Below are 19,529 nucleotides of genomic sequence, written 5' to 3'. Positions count from 1 at the left end.
ATGGCCCTGCGCATCCGCCAGAGAGTTCCGATGCCGCCGGTCAAGCCCGCCGCCAACGCGGGCTTGACCCTGTACGTCGGGCCCGACTCGCTGCAGGGAGACTGGGCTCGACTGGTCCTCGCCGAGAAGGATGTCGATACCGCCGCGATCCGCGTGATCGCGCCGGGCAAGATCGACGAGGATTTCCTGATCCTGAACCCGGCCCAGACGCTGCCGACCTTGGCCGATCGCGAAGGCGTGATCCAGACCGCCCGCGTCATCGTCGAGTATCTCGACGAGCGCTATCCGCACCCGTCGCTGATGCCGCAGGAACCGGCCGGGCGCGCCCGGATCCGGATGACCCTGCACAAGATCGAGCACGAACTGTTTCCGCTCGCCGAGCGCATGCAGGCCGGTGGGGCCGAAGCGACATCGGCCAAGCGCCAGCTGGTCGATGGCCTGAAGGGCGGCGCGCGGTTCTTCCCGTCGCGCGGCTACATCATGGGTCCCGAATACTCGCTGGCCGACACCGCCTGGGCGGTGCTGCTGCGCCGCGTGCAGATCGCGGGCGTGGCGCTGCCGCCGGAAGCGGCCAGCGTGACGGCGTATGCCCAGCGCCTGTTCGCACGGCCGAGCTTCCAGCGCTGCTTCCATCCGTCGGCGGTCGTGCCGACGTCGACGCGTCGGCGCAGCTGACGCCGGCCGCGTCGCAACCGCCCCGTTCCGAGAGTCTGTCGATGTCGATCAAGTCCCGCTCGCGCCGTCCGTACCTGATCCGCGCGATCTACCAGTGGACGCTCGACAACGGCTACACGCCGTATCTGCTGGTCGCGGCCGATCAGCCCGGCGTGTCGGTGCCGAATGCCTTCGTCAAGGACGGCAAGATCGCGCTCGACATCGGCGGCATGGCGGTGCGCGAGCTGAACATCGACGCCGATCCGATCTTCTTCTCCGCTCGCTTTGGCGGCCGACCGCACGACATCGTCGTGCCGAGCGGCGCCGTGCTCGCCATCTACGCGCGCGAGAACGGCGAGGGCATCGTCTTCGGCGAGCCGGAAGCGGCTGACAGCGAAGGCGATGCGCCGGAAGCACCGCCCGAGCCGCCGAAGCCGAGCGGCCGGCCGAAGCTCCGCGTCGTCAAGTAATCGCCGGCGGCGGCCGTCGCCGCGGGTTCAGGCGTCGAACGCGAAGCTGGCATTGCGGCCTGCGGTTTCCGGCTCGACCTCGAGCACCACCACGGCATCCCCCACGCGAATCGCGCCCGGCCGCAGCACGCGCGCGATGATGCCGCCGTGGCCGCGCATCGCCTGAAAGCCGCCGGGACCGAGGTTCTCGTCCATCCGCGAGCACGGCGCGCAGGGCCCGGTGTATTCCAGCAGCGCAGTGCCGATCGAGAAGCGGCGGCCTTTCAGCGCCAGCAGGTTCAGGCCCGACACCACCAGATTGCGCCGCGTCATGCCCGGCGTCACGGCCGGCAGGCCGAGAATGCCGGCGACGGCAGCCAGATGTTCGGCCTGGATCAGCGACAGCATCCGCTTGCCGTCGACCGGGCCGGTGTAGTGATCGCCGACCAGACCCGCGCCGACCTCGATCGTGGCCTCGCTGACCGGGACCAGCGCCGCGCGCTTGGCCGGGCGCAGGCCGATCCAGTCGAGTCGGCCGGGCCGCATCGGCGCGTTCATCAGTTCCTTCAGGCTGCTGCTCATGGCTCAGGGTTCGGCGGGGTGGAGGACGGGTCTGCTGGAAGCGCCTTGCCCGGGTTCAGGATGCCGGCCGGATCGAAGGCTCGCTTGACCGCGTGCATCATCGACAGCGTCGGCGCATCGATTTCCCAGGCGACAAAGTCGCGCTTGTCGATGCCGACGCCATGCTCGCCGGACAGCGTGCCTTCCAGGCTCAGCACCAGCCGGAAGACCTCGTGCAGGCAGGCTTCGATCGCGACCATCTGCGCCGGATCGTCCGGATCGGCCAGCAGGTTGACGTGGATGTTGCCGTTGCCGGCGTGCCCGAAGCAGACGATGCGGATGCCGTGGCGCCGCGACAGCGCGCCGACGCCGCGGATCAGCTCCGGCAGCCGCGACACCGGCACGGCGACATCCTCATTGACCTTCTTCGGCGCGAGCGAGCGCAGCGCCGGCGACAGCGCCTTGCGCGCCGCCCACAGGTTCTCGGCTTCCGCGGCGTTGCGGGCGGCCTGCAGGTCGATCAGGCCATCCCCGGCCGCCGCAGCACTCACGGCGGCGACGACCTGCTCGATGGCCGCATGGCTGCCATCGCATTCGATCAGCAGCAGCGCGCCGCACGCCGCCGGCAGGCCGCAGTCGCGGTGCGCCTGCGCCAGCTGCACGGCATCGCCATCGAGAAACTCGAGGGCGCTCGGCGTTTCCGGCTGCGCCATCAGCCGCGCGACGGCGGCGGCGGCGGCTTCGACATCGCGATACGCAGCGCGCAACATCCGCGTGGTTTCCGGCTTCGGCAGCAACTTCAGCGCCGCCTGCGTGATCAGCGCGAGCGTGCCTTCGGAACCGATCAACAGCCGCGTCAGGTCGTAGCCGACGACGCCCTTGGTCGTGTAGCAGCCGGTCGTAAGCCGCGCGCCGGTGCCGGCAATGGCGCGCAGGCCCAGCACGTTGTCGCGCGCGGTGCCGTACTTGACCGCGCGCGGTCCGCCGGCACCGCATGCCAGGTTGCCGCCAACGGTCGAGTAGACCGCGCTGGTCGGGTCCGGCGCCCAGAACAGTCCGTGTTTCGCGGCCGCCGCCTGAACCTCGCCATTGAGTGCGCCGGCCTCGCATTCCAGCAGCCGGTCTCCGGGCGAGACGCGCAGGATGCGGTTCATGCGTTCCATCGACAGCACCACGCCGCCGTGGATCGGCACCGTGGCGCCGGTGGTGTTGGTGCCGCGCCCGCGGGCGATCAGCGGCAGCCGTGCGTCGCGACAGGCATCGACGACGGCCTGCACCTCGGTGACCGACTGCGCAAGCACCACGGCCTGCGGCATCGCGACTCGGCGGCTGTTGTCGTAGCCGTAGGCAAGGCGATCGGCCGGATCGAGCAGCAGGCGATCCGGCGGCAGCACGTCCGCCAGCCGGCGCGCGACGGCGGGCGGCAGCTCCGGCGAAGCCGGCGGGCGCTCAGCCGCCGGCATCGAACGCGGCCTTGAGCCATTGCAGCTCGTTGCCGTCGAGGGCGACGACATCGAAACGCACTTCGCGGTGGGCATGTTCGCGGTGCGAGGCCAGGAACAGCTGCGCCGCATGGATCAGCCGGCCCTGCTTGCGGGCATCGACCGATTCCAGCGCGCTGCCGAAATCGGCGCGACTGCGGCTGCGCACTTCGATGATCGCGAGCGTGTCGCCGTCGCGCATCACCAGATCCAGCTCGCCGCCCTTGCAGCGCCAGTTGCGGTTGACCAGTTCCAGCCCGCGCGCTTCGAGGTGACGCAGCGCGCGGGATTCCGCGTTCGCGCCGCGCAGCCAGCTCATGGCGTGGCGGGTGCGACGGCTTCGCTGGCCACCGGCGGCAGCGGGAACGGATCGCCGCCGTTGGTGATCCGTGCGCAGACCAGCTTGCGGTGGATCGCGCCGTTCGGGTCGACCTGCAGGGCGCCGGTCGCGCCGTCGACGACGTCGCCCGGGCGCAGTGCGTTGCCGGCGATGCGGCTGGCCAGCAGGTGAGCATCGGCACCGAACGCGTAGAAGCGGGCGGCGTCGAGGTTGCGACCGCTCAGCGCGGCGTCGTGCAGCGCGGTCTGCGCGCCGCTGGCATCAAGCAGCCACGGCGCATCGCAGAAGCGGATGCCGGCGAGGTCGCCATCGCCACGGCCTTCATTGACGGCGCTGGTCGCGTACACCGGCGTGCGATCGGCGTGGTAGTAGCGGAACAGCGGCCACAGCACGCGGGCCTGACTGGCACGACCGGCCAGGAATACGAAATCGAAATCGTTGCGGCGCTGCGGATCGATGTCCGGCCCGGCCTTGGCGCGCGCTTCGGCGGCCTTCTGCTTGTTGTCGATCGGCACGTAGCGCAGCAGCTTGCGCACCGGATCGGACCAGTTGGACGGTTCGCCGGAATAGCGCCCGGCCTCGACCACCTTGCCGCCGAGTTCGCGCAGCCGCGTCTCGAACGCGGCCTGCACGCGATTGCCCCAGTCGCTGGCCGGCGTCATGGTCAGCGCCCGCTGGAAGCCGCGGGCAAAAGCGTCGTCAGCCGCGGCGCGGGCTTCGTCCTCCGGTGCCAGCCCGAACTGGAACAGCCCGGGCGGCGCCACCCGGTTGGCATCGAGGTAGTTCAGCGCCAGCACCGGCACCGGCATCGACGCCACGCCCTGGGTCAGCGCCACCAGTTCTTCCTTCAGCAGCGGGCCGACGATGACCCCCGCGCCGTCGTTGACCGCCTGCCCGAATGCCGCCGGCTCGTAGATCTTCGCGGGCTGACCGGCCGTCGCCGCATAGCCGGCGCCGAGCGCGCTGGCCAGCGCTGCCAGCGCCCCGGTCTGCGGCAGCAGCAGGGCGACATCGGCGCTGCGTGCGGTCGGGGCGACACCGACCGGGCCGCCGATCACGGCCGCTGCCGATGGCGCTGACGGCGCGCTCGCGGCGGCAGGTGCCGCACCGGCCACCGGCGGCAGGTTCGGCAGCGGCGCCTGCGCGATGAACAGCGTCGCCAGCTGCTCCTCGCCCGGATGGCGCGGATAGCGCTGGCGCCAGGCTTCGAAATCGCCGAGTGCCGCACCGCGGCGCGCGAGCTGCGCCAGTTCGATCCAGCCCTTCGTCACCGCGCCGGCACCCTGCCCGCGGCTCAGCGTGGCGCCATCGAGCGTGGCGCCCTGAAGCTGCTTCCACAGCAGCTCGCGGTTGCCGCTCAGTGCGACGATGCCGTTCAGATAGCGCTCGCGCAGCACCAGGCTCTGGGTGCCGCCTACCGCGTCATTGCTGCGGAACTGGGCCTGCGCGCGAAGCTGCAGCTGGCGTTCGGCCAGCACCGGGTCGCCACCGGGATCGCCGCTCGGCAGCAGGTTCAGCACGCGCGTGGCGTCGTTGCGCGACAGCGCGGTCTGCGCCCGCAGCAGGCGGTAGCGCGCCTGCTGACGGGCATCGAGCGGGCTCGCCGGAATCTGGTCGAGCAGCTGGTCGGCCAGCACCGGATCGCTGGCGAGATTGGCGGCTTCGGCCGCGCGCAGGCGGAATTCGGCTGCAGTCGCCGGCTTCTGCTCGGCCGCGGCTGCCGCCTGATAGAGCCGAACGGCGCCGGGGGCGTCGCCGCGCGCCAGCAGCGCTTCGGCTTCCGGCACGCTGGCGGCACCGCCGATGGTGTAGGTCGCGGCCGGCGGCGGTGGTGGCGCGGCGGAAGCGTCCGACAGCGGCGAAACGCCTCCGGCATAGCGCTCGGCAACGCCGATGCTGGTCGTGCAGGCCGAAAGAGCCAGCAGCGCGACGCTGCCGACCGCCGTGAACAGCCGCGCACCTTCCATGGCACTGGCGAATGGGTTGTGTTTCATCCGTTAAAGTATGACATGGCCTTTTTGCCGCCGACCCGTCCGCCGTCCCCTTGTTGACCGTCTCGTGAGTGCCTCCGTCGAAGGCGAGGTGAAGCCCGGCGCGCTGTACGTCGTCGCGACCCCGATCGGCAATCTCGGCGACCTGTCGCCGCGGGCAATGGCCGTGCTCGGGCAGGTCGACCGCATTGCCGCCGAAGACACGCGCACCACCGCGAACCTGCTGTCGCACTTCGGCATCCGGACGCCGGAAGGCGGTCTCGTGGCGCTGCACGATCACAACGAAGCCCGGGTTGCCGATGGCCTGATCCGCGATCTGGCGGCCGGCGGCTCGCTGGCGCTGGTGTCCGACGCCGGGACGCCGCTGATTTCCGATCCCGGCTACGCACTGGTCCGTGCCGCGCGAGCGGCGGAGGTGCCGGTCTACACCGTGCCGGGGCCGTGCGCGGCGATCGCGGCGCTGTCGGTGTCGGGGCTGGCGACCGATCGCTTCGTGTTCGCCGGTTTCCTGCCGGCGAAGTCGGTGGCGCGGCGGGCCGCATTCGAGCAGCTTCGGCACGAGCCGCGCACGGCGATCTTCTACGAGTCGACCCACCGGATCGAGGACAGTCTCGACGATCTCGTCGCCGTGCTCGGCCCCGAGCGTCGGGTCTGTCTCGCGCGCGAGCTGTCGAAGCGTTTCGAGCAGAGCATCACGCTGACGGCCGGCGCGCTGCGCGACTGGCAGCGCGAAGACCCGAACCGCGGTCGCGGCGAGTTCGTGCTGGTGGTGGAAGGCGTGCCGGATGCCGCCGATGACGCCGCCGCCGAGCGCGTCCTGCGCCTGCTGCTGGCCGAGCTGCCGCCGTCGCGCGCGGCCCGGCTCGCGGCCGAGATCACCGGCGCGCCGCGCAAGCCCTTGTATGCGCTGGCGATGAAGCTGGCCAGCGAGGATGAGGGCGAGGCCGAGGGCGCGGGCGGCGACGGGAAGGAGACCGACGGACGATGAGCGACCCGACGCCGTTGCCCGATGGCGCGATGCCGACCCAGGCCGATCCGTTTGCCGCGCTCCGCTTCCCCGAGTTCCGCAATCTGCTCGGTGGCAGCTTCCTGTTCAAGATTGCGATCACGATTCAGGAAATCGCGATCGCCTACGAGCTGTACCTGATCACCAAGGACCCGCTGGTGCTCGGCCTGATGGGGCTGGCCGAAGCGCTGCCGTTCATCGCGCTGGCGCTGTTCGGCGGCCATGTCGCCGATCGCCGCGACAAGCGCCAGATCATGCTGTGGGCGCTGAGCTTCATCTTCGTCGGCTCGGTGGCGCTCTGGTATGTGATGCAGCCGCAGGTGCGCGGCACGATCAGCCAGACCGCGCTGCTCGGCGTCTGCTACGGCGTGGTGGCGGCCCTCGGGCTGGCGCGTGGCTTCCTGACTCCCGCGGTCAGTTCGCTGAAGGCTTTCCTGATCCCGCGCGAGCACTACGCCAACTCGTCGGCCTGGAGCAGCACGGCCTGGCAGGCCGGTGCGATCCTCGGGCCGGTGACCGGCGGCTTCCTGTATGCCGCGGTCGGGCTGTCGAACTCGCTGATCGTGGTCTGCGCGCTGCTGCTGGTGCAGTTCGCGTTGTATTGGCGCATCCGCCCGCGGCCACCGAACCTGACGGCCGCCGAGGAAAAGGAAAGCCTGTGGCAGAGTCTGGGCGAGGGCATCCGCTTCGTGTTCGCGTCGAAGATCATCCTGTATTCGATCTCGCTCGACATGTTCTCGGTGCTGTTCGGCGGGGTCGTCGCGATCCTGCCGGTGTTCGCCGAAGACGTGTTGAAGGTCGGCGCGGAGGGGCTCGGTGTGCTGCGCGCGGCACCGGCGGTGGGCGCGATGCTGACGGTGCTGGTCTGCACCCGCTATCCGCCGATGAAGCACGCGTGGCGCAACCTGCTGATCGCGGTCGCCGGCTTCGGCGTGTCGATTCTCGCGTTCGGGCTGTCGCGCAACCTGTGGCTCAGTGCCGCGGCACTTTTCGCCAGCGGCGCGTTCGACTCGATCAGCGTCGTGATTCGCGGCACCGTGCTGCAGATGGTGCCGCCGGATCATCTGCGCGGCCGCGTGCTGTCGGTCAACAGCATCTTCATCAGCTCGTCGAACGAGCTCGGCGCATTTCAGGCCGGCGCGTCGGCGGCGGTGTTCGGCGCGACTCGCTCGGTGCTGATCGGCGGCACGATCACGCTCGGCATCGTCGCGTTCGTCTGGCGCAAGTCACGGGAACTGTTCGCGGTGCGCCTGAACTGAGGCGTCCCTGCCTCACGGAGCCTTGATCGCCGCGATCAGCTGCTGCGCCAGCTTCTCGAACGGTTTCGACTTCGGATGGATCTCGTCGAACCACTGCGAGGTCCGGGTCAGGCTGCCGCGGAAATCGACGAAGCGGACCTTCCCCTTCCAGCGCGGGTCCTGACTGACCGCCATCATCTGCTCGCACCAGGCATCGACCATCCGCTCGACGATGTCGGTCTGCAGGTAGTCGACGGTCAGGCCCAGTTCGCGCATCGGTGCGCCGAGCCAGGCGCCAGCGCGGTCATCGTCCGGCGTGTTCGGGATCACGTAGTCGTAGCTGTGCAGGATCACGCGCTGCACCGAGCGCGTGGCCAGCACGGTGCCGATGATCTCGTCGAGCCAGCCCCGCAGTTGCTGGATCAGCTTCGGAAACGCCGGGCTGATGTAGTCCTGTGCGTGGAACAGCGTGTCGCGGTTGCCGGGCTTCGGCTTCCACGGAATCAGGAACGGCCGGATGTCGCCGAGGAAGTCGTTGCCGCCGGCCGACAGCAGGAACACCGACGGCTTCACGGCTTTCACGGCGACGGCGTAGTCCGCCGGATCGACCATCTGCCGAAGCTCCGCGCCGCCGCTGGCAAGGCTGTGCACGGCGAGGTCGGGATCGCGCTCGACCCAGTCCAGCAAGTCGCAAATCAGCGGATGCTGGAACCACGAATCGCCCTCGGCGACGATGCGCGTCGCGTTCGGATTGACGGCGATCTTGCGGTCGTACTTGCGCAGCCGGTTCTTCACTTCCTGCCGGATCAGCCAGCCGGCGATGCCGCCCGGAATGTCCTTGAACTGGTATTGCCAGTAGCGGCTGTCGGCGCTGGTGCCGGCCCCGGTGACGGTGATGCCGGATTTCAGCTGGAAGCTCGGCCGGCCGCTGCTGTCGGCGACCGGTTCGAAATACTTGCCGGCCTCGGCCGGGAAATCCGGCGCGGATTCCAGCAGTTGTTCGAGCTTCAGCAGATCGATCGACTTCGGCATGGCACGGCTCCGGCGGCAGGCGGGCGAACCGGGCCGTCATGCGCGGCCGACGCTCGGCACGTCGCAGCGGAACCGGATCGCGTCAGCTTCCCGGATCGGCAACGACGACGGAAGCGCAGCCCGGCGCGGCGGCGAGCGCCGCTGTGATCGCGATCACGCCAGCCGCGGCAGTTCCAGCACCGCGCGGGTGCCCGGCGCGCCGTCGTGCAGCCGGCATTCGCCGCCGTGCAGGCGGGCAATGGCCCGGACCAGGCTCAGGCCCAGGCCGAAGCCCGGCGTGCTGCGGCTGCTGTCGAGGCGGACCAGACGATCGAACACGCGCTCGCGCTCGTCATCGGGCACGCCCGGGCCGCCGTCGCGGATCGAGATCCGCACCAGCACGCCGGCCGTCTCGACATTGACCGCCACTCGACCACCGTCGGGCGAGAACTTCACGGCGTTGTCGAGCAGGTTGCAGATCGACTGGAACAGCAGGCCGCGATCGCCGTTGACTTCCAGTTCCGGCAGCGGTGCCGGCACGCTGCCGGTCGTCGCCGGGACGGCGTCGCCATCGGCGACTGGCGCCGGGGCAGCCTCGGCCGCCACGGTGGCCTGACTCAGGCTGACGGCGATGTCGCGCTCCGCCGCCAGTGCCTCGTACAGGCCGACGGCGTCGTTGACCAGCGGCAGCAACGGCACCGGCCGGAAGCTCGTGCGCTGCACGCCGGATTCGATCGTCGCCAGCCTCAGCAGCGAGGCGAACACCGACAGCACGCGGTCGACCTCGCCCGACAACTGCTCGACCAGCGATTCCCGATCGTGATCGCTGAGGGTCGCGATGTTGACCGAATCCAGCTGATTCCGAAGCCGCGCCAGTGGCGTGCGCAGATCGTGCGCGATGCTTTCGGTGGCCGATTTCAGGGCCACCATCAGCTCGTTGATGCGGTCGAGCATCTCGTTCAGCGTCTGACCGAGGCGGTCGTACTCGTCGCGGCTGCCCCGCAGCGGCACCCGCTGGCTGAGATCGCCGTCGATGATCCGCACGGCGGTCCGGTTGATCGTCTCCAGATGGCGCAGCGACACGCGGCTGGTCAGATAGCCGGCGACGCCACCGAGCAGCATCGTCGCCAGCATGCCGACCGCGGCCGCGTTCTCGAGCGAATCGCGCACGGCCGTGATCTCGTGCTCGTCGAAGCCGACCATCAGACGCGTGCCGTCGGACAGCGTGCGGCTGCGGATCCGCATCTGCGCGTCGCGTTCCGGGCCCAGCGATTCCAGCCGCACGTAGCCGTGATCGTTCGGCACTTCCGCTGGCCAGCGATCGAGGTTGCCGATCAGCTTCTTGCCGTCGGCGTCGACCAGCAGGTAGATCTGGTGGCCTTCCGGGTTGGCCACCAGCCGTTCATGGATGAGCCCGACGACGCCCGGCAGGTGGTCGATCGAGAACTCGGACTCCAGCACGTGAATCTCGTCGAGCACGGCATCGTCGACGTGGGCGCTCATGAACCGGATCGCCAGCCAGCACAGCACCAGGATCATGATCATCGCGAACGCCATCGTCAGCGCGGCGTTCAGCAGCACCAGCCGCGCCGACAGGGAGCGCAGCCAGGTTGCAGGGTTCATCAGGCCTATCCTCGATTAGCCGCGGGCGCGTTCCCGATCGGGTCAGACGCTGACGCCGCTGACCGCGTGGTGCGACAGGGTCAGCGGCATCATCATGGCCAGACCGTCATTGCGAAGGCTGCTCGGTGCCGGCGACGTCGTGCTCGAAGCGCCGTTCGGTTCCCGCAGGCAGTAGCCGGCGCCGCGCACCGTGTGGATCAGCGGCTGCGCATGCTCGCGGTCGATCTTCGCGCGCAGGCGGGAGACATGAACGTCGATGACGTTGGTTTGCAGGTCGAAGTGATAATCCCAGACCGATTCGAGGATCATCGTCCGGGTCACGACCTGGCCGGCGTGGCGCATCATGAATTCGAGCAGGCGGAACTCCTGCGGTTTCAGGTCGATGCTCTGGCCGGCGCGGCGGACCTGGCGCGACGACACGTCCATCTCCAGATCCGACACCCGCAGGCGCACCGTGCTCGCGGCCTGGGACGGCTGGGCCCGGCGGACGATGGCATCGAGGCGCGCCAGCATTTCCTGGAACGCGAACGGCTTGACCAGATAATCATCGCCGCCGGCGCGCAGGCCGCGGATGCGTTCGTCGACATCGCTGAGCGCGGAAATGATCAGCACCGGGGTGTGGCGGCCGGTGCCGCGCAGCACGCCGATGACGGCGAGGCCGTCCATCAGCGGCAGCAGGCGATCCATGATCAGCGCGTCGTAGTGTTCGGTCGATGCCAGAAACAGCCCGTCACGCCCGTTGCTGACCAGATCGACCACGTGTCCCGCTTCGCGCAGACCCTGTGCGATGAACGGGCCCATCTGGGGATCATCTTCAATGACCAAGTAACGCATGGCGCAGTCTCCAACTTGAGGTGTGACAGGGGCCCGATCACGGGCTAAATGCTTGTAATCGATATCACTGCGCGATGCAGAAGGTCGACGAATGGTTGGAATTCTGGGGATTAAAGTCTGACTGCGATATTTCCGAAACATTAACTGTTGTTAATGAAGCCTACACGTGGGGGAAATGCCCCGCTCGATAGCTTGACGTTCAAGGATGCGGGGCGCTGCGCGAAGCGGCTTTCGCCGCTGCCGGCCGTCCATGTCGTTTCATCTGGAAGGATTCCGCCGTCGTGTCATTCATGAATACCGGCTGCCCGGCAGCCATTGCACCGGCGTCCGGCCAGACGCCGCGCGGCGGTCGCCACCCGCGGCCGGCCCTCGGCAGCCGCATGTACCGCGCGGCGGTCGGGTTGCTGGCGACGCTGTCGGTGTTGCTGGCCGGCCCCGCGCTGGCGGTCACCGCCGCCGAACCGCCGCCGGAAGCCGTCGAGTCGCAGCCGCTGCTGCTCGATGCCGAACTCGGGTTGGCCGAGGTGCTGGCAATGGCGCTGGCGCGCGATCCGGGGCGGGTCGTCGGCGACGCACGCGCCGCCGAAGCGCGGCAGCTGGGATCGCGTGCCGGCAGCTGGCTTGCCGGTGATGCCGTGATCGGCCTGCGCTGGCAGGACAGCGCGCCGGTCGATCGCCGCGGCATACGCGAAAGCGAAGGCGGGCTCGATCTGCCGATCTGGCGGCTCGGCCAGCGCGATGCCGCCGCCGCCGTCGCCGAGGGCGGTCGCCAGCAGAGCGAGGCCGAAGCGCAGATGCGCCGCCTGCGGGTGGCCGGCGACGTGCGCGAAACGGCCTGGGCGGTCGCGCTGGCCCGGGTTCGCGTGGCCGAAGCCGAGCAGGCCCTGGCGGCCGCGCGGGCGCTCGAAGCAGTGGTCGACAAGCGCATCGCCGTCGGCGATCAGGCGCCGGCCGATGCCCTGTCAGCGCGCGATTACCGGCTGGAGCGCGAGTCCCACCTGCAGGACGCGCAGATCGTGCGGGTTCACGCCGAGCTGTCGTACCGGCTGCTGACTGGGCTTGATCGCCTGCCGGCGGCGCTGACCGAAGCCGTGGCCGGCGCGCGTGCCAACGACGCGCCGAATCCGCATCTGGCGATGTCCGAAGCGCAGGTGCAGCGGGCGCGGGCCGAGGCCGATCTCGCGCGTCGCAGCCGGGGCGGCAATCCGCGGCTGACCGTCGGCGCCCGCAACGAAATCGGCGGCGACGGCCGCGACATCGTCAGCCTTGGCGTCGGCGTCAGCATTCCGCTCGGGCTGTCGGCATCGGCACGCGGCCCGGAAGCGCAGGCTGCGGTGCAGGCCGCGCAGGCGGAAAGCGAGCTCGCGCTGGCGCGTCGTCGCTACGTCTACCAGCAGCACGAAGCGGAACACGAGTACGAAGCCGCCGGGCGGTCGCGGACGCGATCGCGGGAGCGGGCGGAACTGGCGCGACGCGAGCTGGCCAACGCCGCCAAGGCGTTTGGTGTCGGCGAGATCGGCCTCGCCGAGCGCCTGCTGATCGAGATCCGCGCGCGCGGCGCGCTGGCCGAGGCGGCGACGGCCGAATTGCAGTACGGGCTGGCGATCGCCCGGTTCAACCAGATCCAGGGGCAGTTGCCGGCAGCGGCCGCGGGCGCCGAAAGCCCCGCAAGCCCCGTCGCCGACACGAATTCAGGAGCCACCCCGTGAACCGCCCCACCACGCAGGCGCGCCGCGCCGTCATGCTGAGCCAGCCGCTGCGGGTGCTGGCCGGCGCCGTTGCACTGGCGATCACGGCCGGCATCTCACGCGCCGCACCGGCTGCGGACGCAGCGGCCACGGCCGAGATTCCGTTCACCGACGCCCAGATCACCGCGATCGGCGTCACCTTCGAATCGCCGACCTCGGCTGCCGAAGCCGGCTCGATGCGCTTTCCAGCGCGGGTGCTGGTGCCGCCGACCGCCGAGCGCGCCGTGATCTCGCCGCTGGCGGCGACGGTCGAAACCGTGCGGGTCAATGCCGGCGACAGCGTGCGCGCCGGCCAGCCGCTGGCGACCCTGTTCAGCGCCGACCTGAGCGGGCTGAAGTCGACCTACGCCCAGATGCGGGCGGCCGAACGGCTGGCGAAGGCTGATCTGGACCGCGATGCCGAACTGCACACCGACGGCATCATCGCCGCCCGGCGTCTGCAGGAAAGCCGCAGCCGGCACGAGGTGGCGGCCGCGCAGCTCGCCGAAAGCCGGCAGCGGCTGCGGCTGGCCGGCGTGTCCGAGCGCGATCTCGCCCGCGGCGGCGACGCCGCGATGGCCTCGAGCATGACCCTGCGCGCGCCGCAGGACGGCGTGGTGCTGATGCAGGCGGCCGCTGTCGGCGAGCGGGTGGAAGCCGGCGCGCTGCTGTTCCGCATCGCCAGACTCGATCACCTGTGGCTGGACGTGCAGGTGCCGGTGGAAGCGGCGAACCGGATGAAGGCCGGCGACCGGCTCGGCCTGCGCGATGCGCCGGCGGCGACGGTGCGCGTGCTCAGCGTCGGCCGCGATGCCGGTGCCGGCACCCAGAGCGTGCAGGTTCGCGCCGCCATCGAGACCGGTGCCGACGCGCTGCGGCCGGGCCAGTTCGTCGAGGTGCTCCTAAAGGCCGGCGGTCTGGCGGGCTGGTCGGTGCCGGATGCCGCGGTGGTGCGGTCGAGCCGGGCCAGCCATGTCTTCGTCCGCAGCGCCACCGGCTTCCGCGCGGTGCCGGTGACGGTGGCCGGGCGCAGCGGCCCGCGGACCATCGTCGAAGGCGCGCTGACCGCGGCCGATCGCGTGGCCGTCACCGGCATCATCGCGATCAAGGGCGCGTGGTCCGGCCACGGCGGTGGCGAATGACGGCGGCGCGTCTGATCGATGCCGCGCTGACCCGGCCGCTCGCCGTCGTCCTGCTGGCGCTGGCATTGGCCGCGGCCGGTGTCTATGCCTGGCTTGGCCTGCCGGTCGACGCCTTTCCGGATGTGTCGAGCCCGCAGGTCAAGATCATCCTGAAGGCGCCGGGCATGACCCCGGAAGAGATCGAGTCGCGGATCACCGCGCCGATCGAGGTCGAGATGCTCGGCCTGCCGAAGCAGGCGATGCTCAGGTCGGTGTCGAAGTACGGGCTGGCCGACATCACGGTCGATTTCCGCGAAGGCACGGACATCTACTGGGCGCGCAATCAGGTCGCCGAACGCCTCGGCGGCGTCATGGCCGAGCTGCCGGACGGCGTGACCGGCGGCGTGGCGCCGCTGACCACGCCGCTCGGCGAGATGTTCATGTTCACCCTCGAGAGCGACACGCTGTCGCTGACCGATCGCCGCAGCCTGCTCGACTGGGTGATCCGCCCGGCGCTGCGCTCGGTGCCCGGCGTCGCCGACGTCAATGCGCTCGGCGGCAGCGTCGAAAGCTACGAAGTGGTGCCGCTGCCGGAGCGCATGGCGGCGCGCGGCATCGCGTTCTCGCAGCTGCAGACTGCGCTGGAGGCGAACAACCGCAACGACGGCGCCGGCCGACTCGGCGAAGGCGAGGAAACGCTGCTGGTGCGCACCGAAGGCAGCCTGCGTTCGCTCGACGATATCCGTGCGACCGTCGTCCGCGGCGATGCCGGCGGCGTCGTTCGTGTCGGCGACATCGCCGACGTGCGCATGGGCGCGGTCACCCGTTACGGCGGCGTGACGCGTGACGGCGGCGGCGAGACGGTCGAAGGCCTGGTGCTCGGCCTGCGCGGCGCCAACGCGCGGGAAGTCGTCTCCGGCGTCAAGGACAAGCTGGCGGCCCTGGCGCCGACCCTGCCGCCCGGTGTGCGCCTCGAAACCTTCTACGACCGCGGCGATCTGGTCGACCGCGCCGTGCAGACCGTCTCGAAGTCGCTGCTCGAAGCCGTGGTCCTCGTGCTGGTGCTGCTGATCGCCTTCCTCGGCAACCTGCGCGCCGCGATTGCCGTGGCGCTGATCCTGCCGCTGTCGGCGCTCAGCACTTTCCTGCTGATGCGGGCGTTCGGCCTGACGGCCAATCTGATGAGCCTCGGCGGTCTGGCGATCGCCATCGGCATGCTCGTCGACGCCGCGGTGGTCGTGGTCGAGAACATCGTCGCGCGCCTCGCGCAGCCGGCGCTCGGCCAGCCGCGCGACTACCGGATCGCGCGGGCAGTACGCGAGGTGGCGGGCCCGATCATCGTCGGCATCGTCATCATCATTCTGGTGTTCCTGCCGCTGCTGACCCTGAGCGGGCTGGAAGGAAAACTGTTCGCGCCGGTGGCGCTGACCATCGTCTTCGCGCTGGCCTCATCGCTGGTGCTGTCGCTGACGGTGATTCCGGTGCTCGCGGCGAGGCTGCTGCACGACGGCGATCACGACGAGCCGTGGCTCGTGCGCAAGCTCACCGCGCTGTACGAGCCGGCGCTGAAGCGCGCGATCGCCCATCCGGGCATGGTCGTGGCGGCGGCGCTGATCGGCCTGGTCGCGGCCGGCATCGTCTACACCCGCATCGGCAAGACCTTTCTGCCGACGATGGACGAGGGCAGCATCATCGTGCAGCTGGAAAAGCTGCCCTCGGTCGGGCTGGATGCCGCGCTGGCGCTCGACGGCATGTTCCAGCAGGCGCTGCTGGCGCGCGTGCCGGAGGTCGAACGCGTGGTGGCGCGCGCCGGGGCCGACGAGATCGGCCTCGATCCAATGGGCCTGAACCAGACCGATACCTTTCTCGCGCTCAAGCCGCGCCACGAGTGGCAGAGCCCGGACAAGGAAGCGCTGGCCGATCGCATCCGCACCGTGCTGGCCGATTTTCCGGGCGTCGCCTACGCGTTCACGCAGCCGATCCAGATGCGCGTGTCGGAAATGATCCTCGGCGTCCGCGGCGACGTCGCGATCCGCCTGTTCGGGCCGGATCTCGGCGTGCTGAACGCCAAGGCCGAGGCGATCGCCAGCGAACTGCGCGCGCTGAACGGCGCCGAAGACGTCTATTACACCGCCAACGCCGGCGTGCAGTACCTGCAGGTCGCGGTCGATGCCGCGGCGGCCGGGCGCTACGGCTTGTCGGTGGACATGCTCGAAACCCTGCTGCGGGCGCAGATCGAAGGCGCAAGAGTCGGCACCATCCATCGCGATGGCCGCCGGCTGGCGCTGAGCCTGAAAGGGCCGGACGCGCTGCGGGTGACGCCGGCGCTGCTCGACGAGTTGCCGATCGGCCTGCCCGATGGCCGGAACGTGCCGCTGTCGGCCGTGGCGAAGCTCGAACGGGTCGAAGGGCCGGTGCAGATCAGCCGCGAACTCGGCAACCGCAATGTCGTGGTCATCGCCAATGTCCGCGGCCGCGATCTGGTCGGCTTCGTCGCCGAGGCGCAGGCGCGGGTCGGGCAGGCGGTGCCGCTCGACGCCGGCTATTCGCTGACCTGGGGCGGCGAGTTCGAGAACCAGCAGCGCGCCGCGCAGCGGCTGTCGATCGTCGTGCCGCTGGCGGTCGGCCTGATCTTCCTGCTGCTGCTGTCGACCTTCGGCTCGCTGCGGCAGGCGTTGATCATCCTGCTGAACATTCCGTTCGCGATGATCGGCGGCGTATTCGCGCTGGCGCTGTCGGGCGAATACCTGTCGGTGCCGGCGTCGGTCGGCTTCATCGCGCTGCTCGGCATTGCGGTGCTGAACGGCATCGTGCTGGTGACCTGCTTCAACCAGCTCAAGGCCGGCGGCCTGTCGATCGACGACGCGGTGACGGCCGGCGCGCTGCGTCGCCTGCGGCCGGTGGTGATGACGGCGGCGATTGCCGCGCTCGGTCTGGTGCCGCTGCTGTTCGCGACCGGCCCGGGTTCGGAAATCCAGCGGCCGCTGGCGATCGTCGTCATCGGCGGGCTGATCACCTCGACCCTGCTGACGCTCGTGCTGCTGCCGATCCTGTATCGCCGCTATGGCTTTGCCCGCCCGGTGACGGCATGAACGACGGTGCCGATCTTCCGAAGGTGCAGATGCCCGACACGACGAATCCCGACCGCCTGCTGGTGCTGATTGCCGATCCCGAGCAGACCGAGCGCCTCGGCGACCTGCTGGCGGAAGCCGGCCTCGACGGTGGCTGGTTCGAGTCCGCGATCGATCACGCCGGCGGCCGCGCGCCGTATCGCAGCCGGCGCGAGCAGGTGCGCGGCCGGCGGGCGCGGGTGCAGTTCCAGATTCCGGTCACCGCCGACGGCGCCGAGACGCTGATCGCCCGGCTGCGCGCGCGGCTCGGCACCGCGATGCCGCAGCACTGGTGCCTCGCGCTGCAGCCGGTCACTGCGCCGAACCGAGCGGATTGACGCACGTTCATCCGCCGGACAGCGCCCGGCAAGCGGCGTGACCGCGTAATGGCTGCGGATCGATGACGGTGCGGCGGCAGGCGGCTGGCTTCTGGCGGCAGCCGGGCCGGCGCGCCGTCCGATCCGCCTGTCGGCGACGCCGCCGTCGTCCGTCCTGCCGCCCCGGTGATGGCCGGGCACAGATCGGTCCCGACCGCTCACGACCGTTCACGACCGTTCGTCGGCCGAGGACGGCAGGGACGGAATAAGTCGATCCCCGGATCGTTTTCGACAGGCAAGCCCAACCCGCGAAGCCGCTCGCCCCCCGAAGCGGTGTCGCCGACCCACAGGAGTCGCCTGATGAACATTCGCAAGCTGCTGGTTGTTTCACTCTCTTCCGCCGTCGTCGCCTGCGGCGGCGGCGGTGCCGGCTCACCCGGTGCCTCGCTGTCCGCCGCCAGCGTCACCGGCGTCGTCGGTGGCACGCCGAGTGCCCTGACCGTCGGCAACGCGCCGTTGTCGATCACCGGTGCCGTCACCGTCAACGGCAAGTCCGGCGCGGTGGCCGATGTCCAGCCGGGCTCGGTGATCGTGGCCAGCACGGCGGCCCCGAGCCCGGGCGCCACGGCGATCCGCGCCACGTCGACCGATGTCCGCATCGAAGTCGAAAGTTCGATCGGCGCAATCGACCTGACCGCGTCGACGATCACCGTCGCCGGCCAGACCGTGACCATCGACGCGCTGACCCGCCTGTACGCCGAGAACGCCGACCGCAGCTACACGACGCTGACCCTGTCCGATTTCGCCGTCGGCGACTATGTCGAAGTGTCCGGTTCCCGTCAGGCCAACGGCAGCATTCTCGCCACCCGCGTCGAGCGCCAGCGCGTGCGCGCCGGCCAGCCGGGCTACAGCAACGCCGAGCTGTATGGCGCGATCGCCGGGCTCGACACCACCGCCCGCACCTTTACCATCGGCACGCTGACGGTGAACTACAGCGGCGCGACGGTGCAGGGCACGCTGGCCAACGGCACCCGTGTGGAAGTGCAGGGCACCCTCGCCGGCAACGTTCTGACCGCCACCAGCGTTGAAACCAAGCGCAATGAAGGCAACCGCGGCGCGGAAATCGAGCTGGAAGGCGCGATGACCAACTTTGATGCCACCACCACCACGTTCACGGTGCTGAACACCCGCGTCAACTACGCCAATGCCCGCGTGCGCGGCACGCTGGCGGAAGGCGCGCGCGTCAACGTCGAAGGCCGTGTCGATGCCACCGACGCGACGCTGGTGATCGCCCGTGAAGTCGAAGTCGGCCACCGCCGCGGCGGTGACGGCCACGCCAACCGCGAGGTGAAGGGCGCGGTGACGGCGGTCGACGCCAACCTGCTGACGCTCGATGTCGGCGGCAACGGCTTCTTCCTCGATGCCAACACCATCCTCGAGCGCAACGAGCGCCCGATCACGCTGGCCGACGTCACCGTCGGCGCCTATGTCGAAGTCAAGGCCGACAGCACCCGCATCCAGGGCAGCCGCACCTACGCCACCAAGATCGAGGTGAAGAACGGCACGCCGGCCGCCGGCGAGTACGAAGTGAAGGGCACGGTCACCGCGTTCACCGGCACTGCCGGCAGCCGCTCGCTGACCATCAACGGCGTGACCATCACGCCGGCCGCCAACGCGACCTACTACGGCGACAACGACAACGCGCTGACCGCCGACCAGTTCTGGGGCACCAGCCGCCTGAACCTCGTGCTGGAAGTGAAGGGCACGGCCACCTCGGCGACCGCCGCGACCGGCCAGCGTTTCGAGATCGAGGACTGATCGCGCCGGGACGGCTGCGGCAGCCCGAAGCCGGTGCCCGCCCGATGGCGGCGCCGGCGTCGGGCCCGACCACCGGCCCACTGGCTGCGCATCGGTTCGCTGTCCCTGTTCGCCCCGCCTTGCGGGGCTTTTTTTTTAACCCCGCTTAACCCCACTTTAGTCCCACAGGTAAGCGTATAGTCTCAATATAGGGGAATAAATCCCGCACCTGCCAAGAGAGCCCTGGAAGCTTCTGCGTTTCCAGTGAT

15 protein-coding genes and 1 pseudogene are annotated in these 19,529 nt (G+C 70.0%); 9 read left to right on the top strand and 7 right to left on the bottom strand.

Features of this window, described 5'->3' with window-relative positions; all coding sequences use genetic code 11:
- Positions 1-675, top strand: coding sequence for a glutathione S-transferase N-terminal domain-containing protein (locus tag QZ951_RS19530; RefSeq protein WP_293003645.1), 675 nt, complete (start codon positions 1-3; stop codon positions 673-675).
- Between the two features lie 41 nt (positions 676-716).
- Entirely contained in the window at positions 717-1,124 is a 408-nt protein-coding gene (locus tag QZ951_RS19525) for a ClpXP protease specificity-enhancing factor (protein WP_293003644.1), read from the top strand.
- 27 nt (positions 1,125-1,151) lie between these two features.
- Here QZ951_RS19525 and QZ951_RS19520 read toward each other — a convergent pair whose 3' ends face one another.
- Genes QZ951_RS19520 through QZ951_RS19505 form a run of 4 tightly spaced genes read right to left on the bottom strand, consistent with a single transcriptional unit; the run spans position 1,152 to position 5,479 of the window.
- Positions 1,152-1,685, bottom strand: a complete 534-nt coding sequence (locus QZ951_RS19520; protein WP_293003643.1) for an MOSC domain-containing protein — start codon at positions 1,683-1,685, stop codon at positions 1,152-1,154.
- Positions 1,682-3,127 carry an FAD-linked oxidase C-terminal domain-containing protein gene (locus QZ951_RS19515; protein WP_293003642.1) on the bottom strand — a complete coding sequence of 482 codons (1,446 nt, stop codon included), beginning with the start codon at positions 3,125-3,127 and terminating at the stop codon, positions 1,682-1,684. Before QZ951_RS19515 ends, QZ951_RS19520 begins: the two co-directional genes overlap by 4 nt.
- Positions 3,114-3,464 carry a YraN family protein gene (locus QZ951_RS19510; protein ID WP_293003641.1) on the bottom strand — a complete coding sequence of 117 codons (351 nt, stop codon included), beginning with the start codon at positions 3,462-3,464 and terminating at the stop codon, positions 3,114-3,116. The genes QZ951_RS19515 and QZ951_RS19510 overlap by 14 nt, the downstream gene beginning before the upstream one ends.
- Positions 3,461-5,479: a penicillin-binding protein activator gene (locus QZ951_RS19505; protein ID WP_293003640.1), complete on the bottom strand. Its 2,019-nt coding sequence runs from the start codon at positions 5,477-5,479 to the stop codon at positions 3,461-3,463. The genes QZ951_RS19510 and QZ951_RS19505 overlap by 4 nt, the downstream gene beginning before the upstream one ends.
- 64 nt (positions 5,480-5,543) lie before the next feature.
- On the opposite strand from QZ951_RS19505, the gene rsmI reads away from it, so the two are divergent.
- Both rsmI and QZ951_RS19495 read left to right on the top strand, forming a co-directional pair.
- The gene (rsmI, locus tag QZ951_RS19500; RefSeq protein ID WP_293003639.1) at positions 5,544-6,464 is read left to right on the top strand and encodes a 16S rRNA (cytidine(1402)-2'-O)-methyltransferase; all 921 of its coding nucleotides are present in this window, start codon (positions 5,544-5,546) and stop codon (positions 6,462-6,464) included.
- Complete coding sequence (locus QZ951_RS19495) at positions 6,461-7,741, top strand: MFS transporter (RefSeq protein WP_293003638.1); 1,281 nt, start codon at positions 6,461-6,463, stop codon at positions 7,739-7,741. Before rsmI ends, QZ951_RS19495 begins: the two co-directional genes overlap by 4 nt.
- Positions 7,742-7,753: 12 nt before the next feature.
- Here QZ951_RS19495 and QZ951_RS19490 read toward each other — a convergent pair whose 3' ends face one another.
- The 3 genes and pseudogenes from QZ951_RS19490 to QZ951_RS19480 all read right to left on the bottom strand — a co-directional run.
- A complete protein-coding gene (locus tag QZ951_RS19490) occupies positions 7,754-8,752 on the bottom strand; it encodes a hypothetical protein (RefSeq protein WP_293003637.1) in 999 nt (332 codons plus the stop codon).
- A 153-nt stretch (positions 8,753-8,905) separates the two neighbouring features.
- A complete protein-coding gene (locus tag QZ951_RS19485; RefSeq protein WP_293003636.1) occupies positions 8,906-10,354 on the bottom strand; it encodes an ATP-binding protein in 1,449 nt (482 codons plus the stop codon).
- Between the two features lie 162 nt (positions 10,355-10,516).
- Positions 10,517-11,188, bottom strand: a pseudogene (locus QZ951_RS19480) (response regulator transcription factor); the annotation flags it as partial.
- Positions 11,189-11,478: 290 nt separating this feature from the next.
- Here QZ951_RS19480 and QZ951_RS19475 point away from each other — a divergent pair.
- The 5 genes from QZ951_RS19475 (at position 11,479) to QZ951_RS19455 (ending at position 19,281) form a co-directional block, all read left to right on the top strand.
- On the top strand, positions 11,479-12,897 hold the full coding sequence (locus QZ951_RS19475) for a TolC family protein (RefSeq protein WP_293003718.1): 1,419 nt from the start codon (positions 11,479-11,481) through the stop codon (positions 12,895-12,897).
- Positions 12,894-14,057: an efflux RND transporter periplasmic adaptor subunit gene (locus QZ951_RS19470; protein WP_293003634.1), complete on the top strand. Its 1,164-nt coding sequence runs from the start codon at positions 12,894-12,896 to the stop codon at positions 14,055-14,057. The genes QZ951_RS19475 and QZ951_RS19470 overlap by 4 nt, the downstream gene beginning before the upstream one ends.
- Positions 14,054-17,128 (top strand): CusA/CzcA family heavy metal efflux RND transporter, encoded by a 3,075-nt coding sequence (locus QZ951_RS19465; protein ID WP_293003633.1) that lies wholly within the window; start codon positions 14,054-14,056, stop codon positions 17,126-17,128. Before QZ951_RS19470 ends, QZ951_RS19465 begins: the two co-directional genes overlap by 4 nt.
- On the top strand, positions 17,125-17,484 hold the full coding sequence (locus tag QZ951_RS19460; RefSeq protein ID WP_293003632.1) for a DUF3240 family protein: 360 nt from the start codon (positions 17,125-17,127) through the stop codon (positions 17,482-17,484). Before QZ951_RS19465 ends, QZ951_RS19460 begins: the two co-directional genes overlap by 4 nt.
- A 339-nt stretch (positions 17,485-17,823) precedes the next feature.
- Complete coding sequence (locus QZ951_RS19455; RefSeq protein ID WP_293003631.1) at positions 17,824-19,281, top strand: DUF5666 domain-containing protein; 1,458 nt, start codon at positions 17,824-17,826, stop codon at positions 19,279-19,281.
- Positions 19,282-19,529 lie beyond the last annotated feature (248 nt).

The organism is Nevskia sp. (genome assembly GCF_021732705.1).
In the GTDB taxonomy this organism is placed as follows: domain Bacteria; phylum Pseudomonadota; class Gammaproteobacteria; order Nevskiales; family Nevskiaceae; genus Nevskia.
The sequence above is the reverse complement of the archived record's forward strand: the minus strand, read 5'-3'. Positions and strand labels throughout refer to the sequence as shown.

Bases quoted from the DNA above. Each gene is read 5' to 3' on its own strand.
- QZ951_RS19530 (WP_293003645.1), top strand. From the start codon at position 1: ATGGCCCTGCGCATCCGCCAGAGAGTTCCGATGCCGCCGGTCAAGCCC.
- QZ951_RS19525 (WP_293003644.1), top strand. From the start codon at position 717: ATGTCGATCAAGTCCCGCTCGCGCCGTCCGTACCTGATCCGCGCGATC.
- QZ951_RS19520 (WP_293003643.1), bottom strand. From the start codon at position 1,685: ATGAGCAGCAGCCTGAAGGAACTGATGAACGCGCCGATGCGGCCCGGC.
- QZ951_RS19515 (WP_293003642.1), bottom strand. From the start codon at position 3,127: ATGCCGGCGGCTGAGCGCCCGCCGGCTTCGCCGGAGCTGCCGCCCGCC.
- QZ951_RS19510 (WP_293003641.1), bottom strand. From the start codon at position 3,464: ATGAGCTGGCTGCGCGGCGCGAACGCGGAATCCCGCGCGCTGCGTCAC.
- QZ951_RS19505 (WP_293003640.1), bottom strand. From the start codon at position 5,479: ATGAAACACAACCCATTCGCCAGTGCCATGGAAGGTGCGCGGCTGTTC.
- QZ951_RS19495 (WP_293003638.1), top strand. From the start codon at position 6,461: ATGAGCGACCCGACGCCGTTGCCCGATGGCGCGATGCCGACCCAGGCC.
- QZ951_RS19490 (WP_293003637.1), bottom strand. From the start codon at position 8,752: ATGCCGAAGTCGATCGATCTGCTGAAGCTCGAACAACTGCTGGAATCC.
- QZ951_RS19485 (WP_293003636.1), bottom strand. From the start codon at position 10,354: ATGAACCCTGCAACCTGGCTGCGCTCCCTGTCGGCGCGGCTGGTGCTG.
- QZ951_RS19475 (WP_293003718.1), top strand. From the start codon at position 11,479: ATGAATACCGGCTGCCCGGCAGCCATTGCACCGGCGTCCGGCCAGACG.
- QZ951_RS19465 (WP_293003633.1), top strand. From the start codon at position 14,054: ATGACGGCGGCGCGTCTGATCGATGCCGCGCTGACCCGGCCGCTCGCC.
- QZ951_RS19460 (WP_293003632.1), top strand. From the start codon at position 17,125: ATGAACGACGGTGCCGATCTTCCGAAGGTGCAGATGCCCGACACGACG.
- QZ951_RS19455 (WP_293003631.1), top strand. From the start codon at position 17,824: ATGAACATTCGCAAGCTGCTGGTTGTTTCACTCTCTTCCGCCGTCGTC.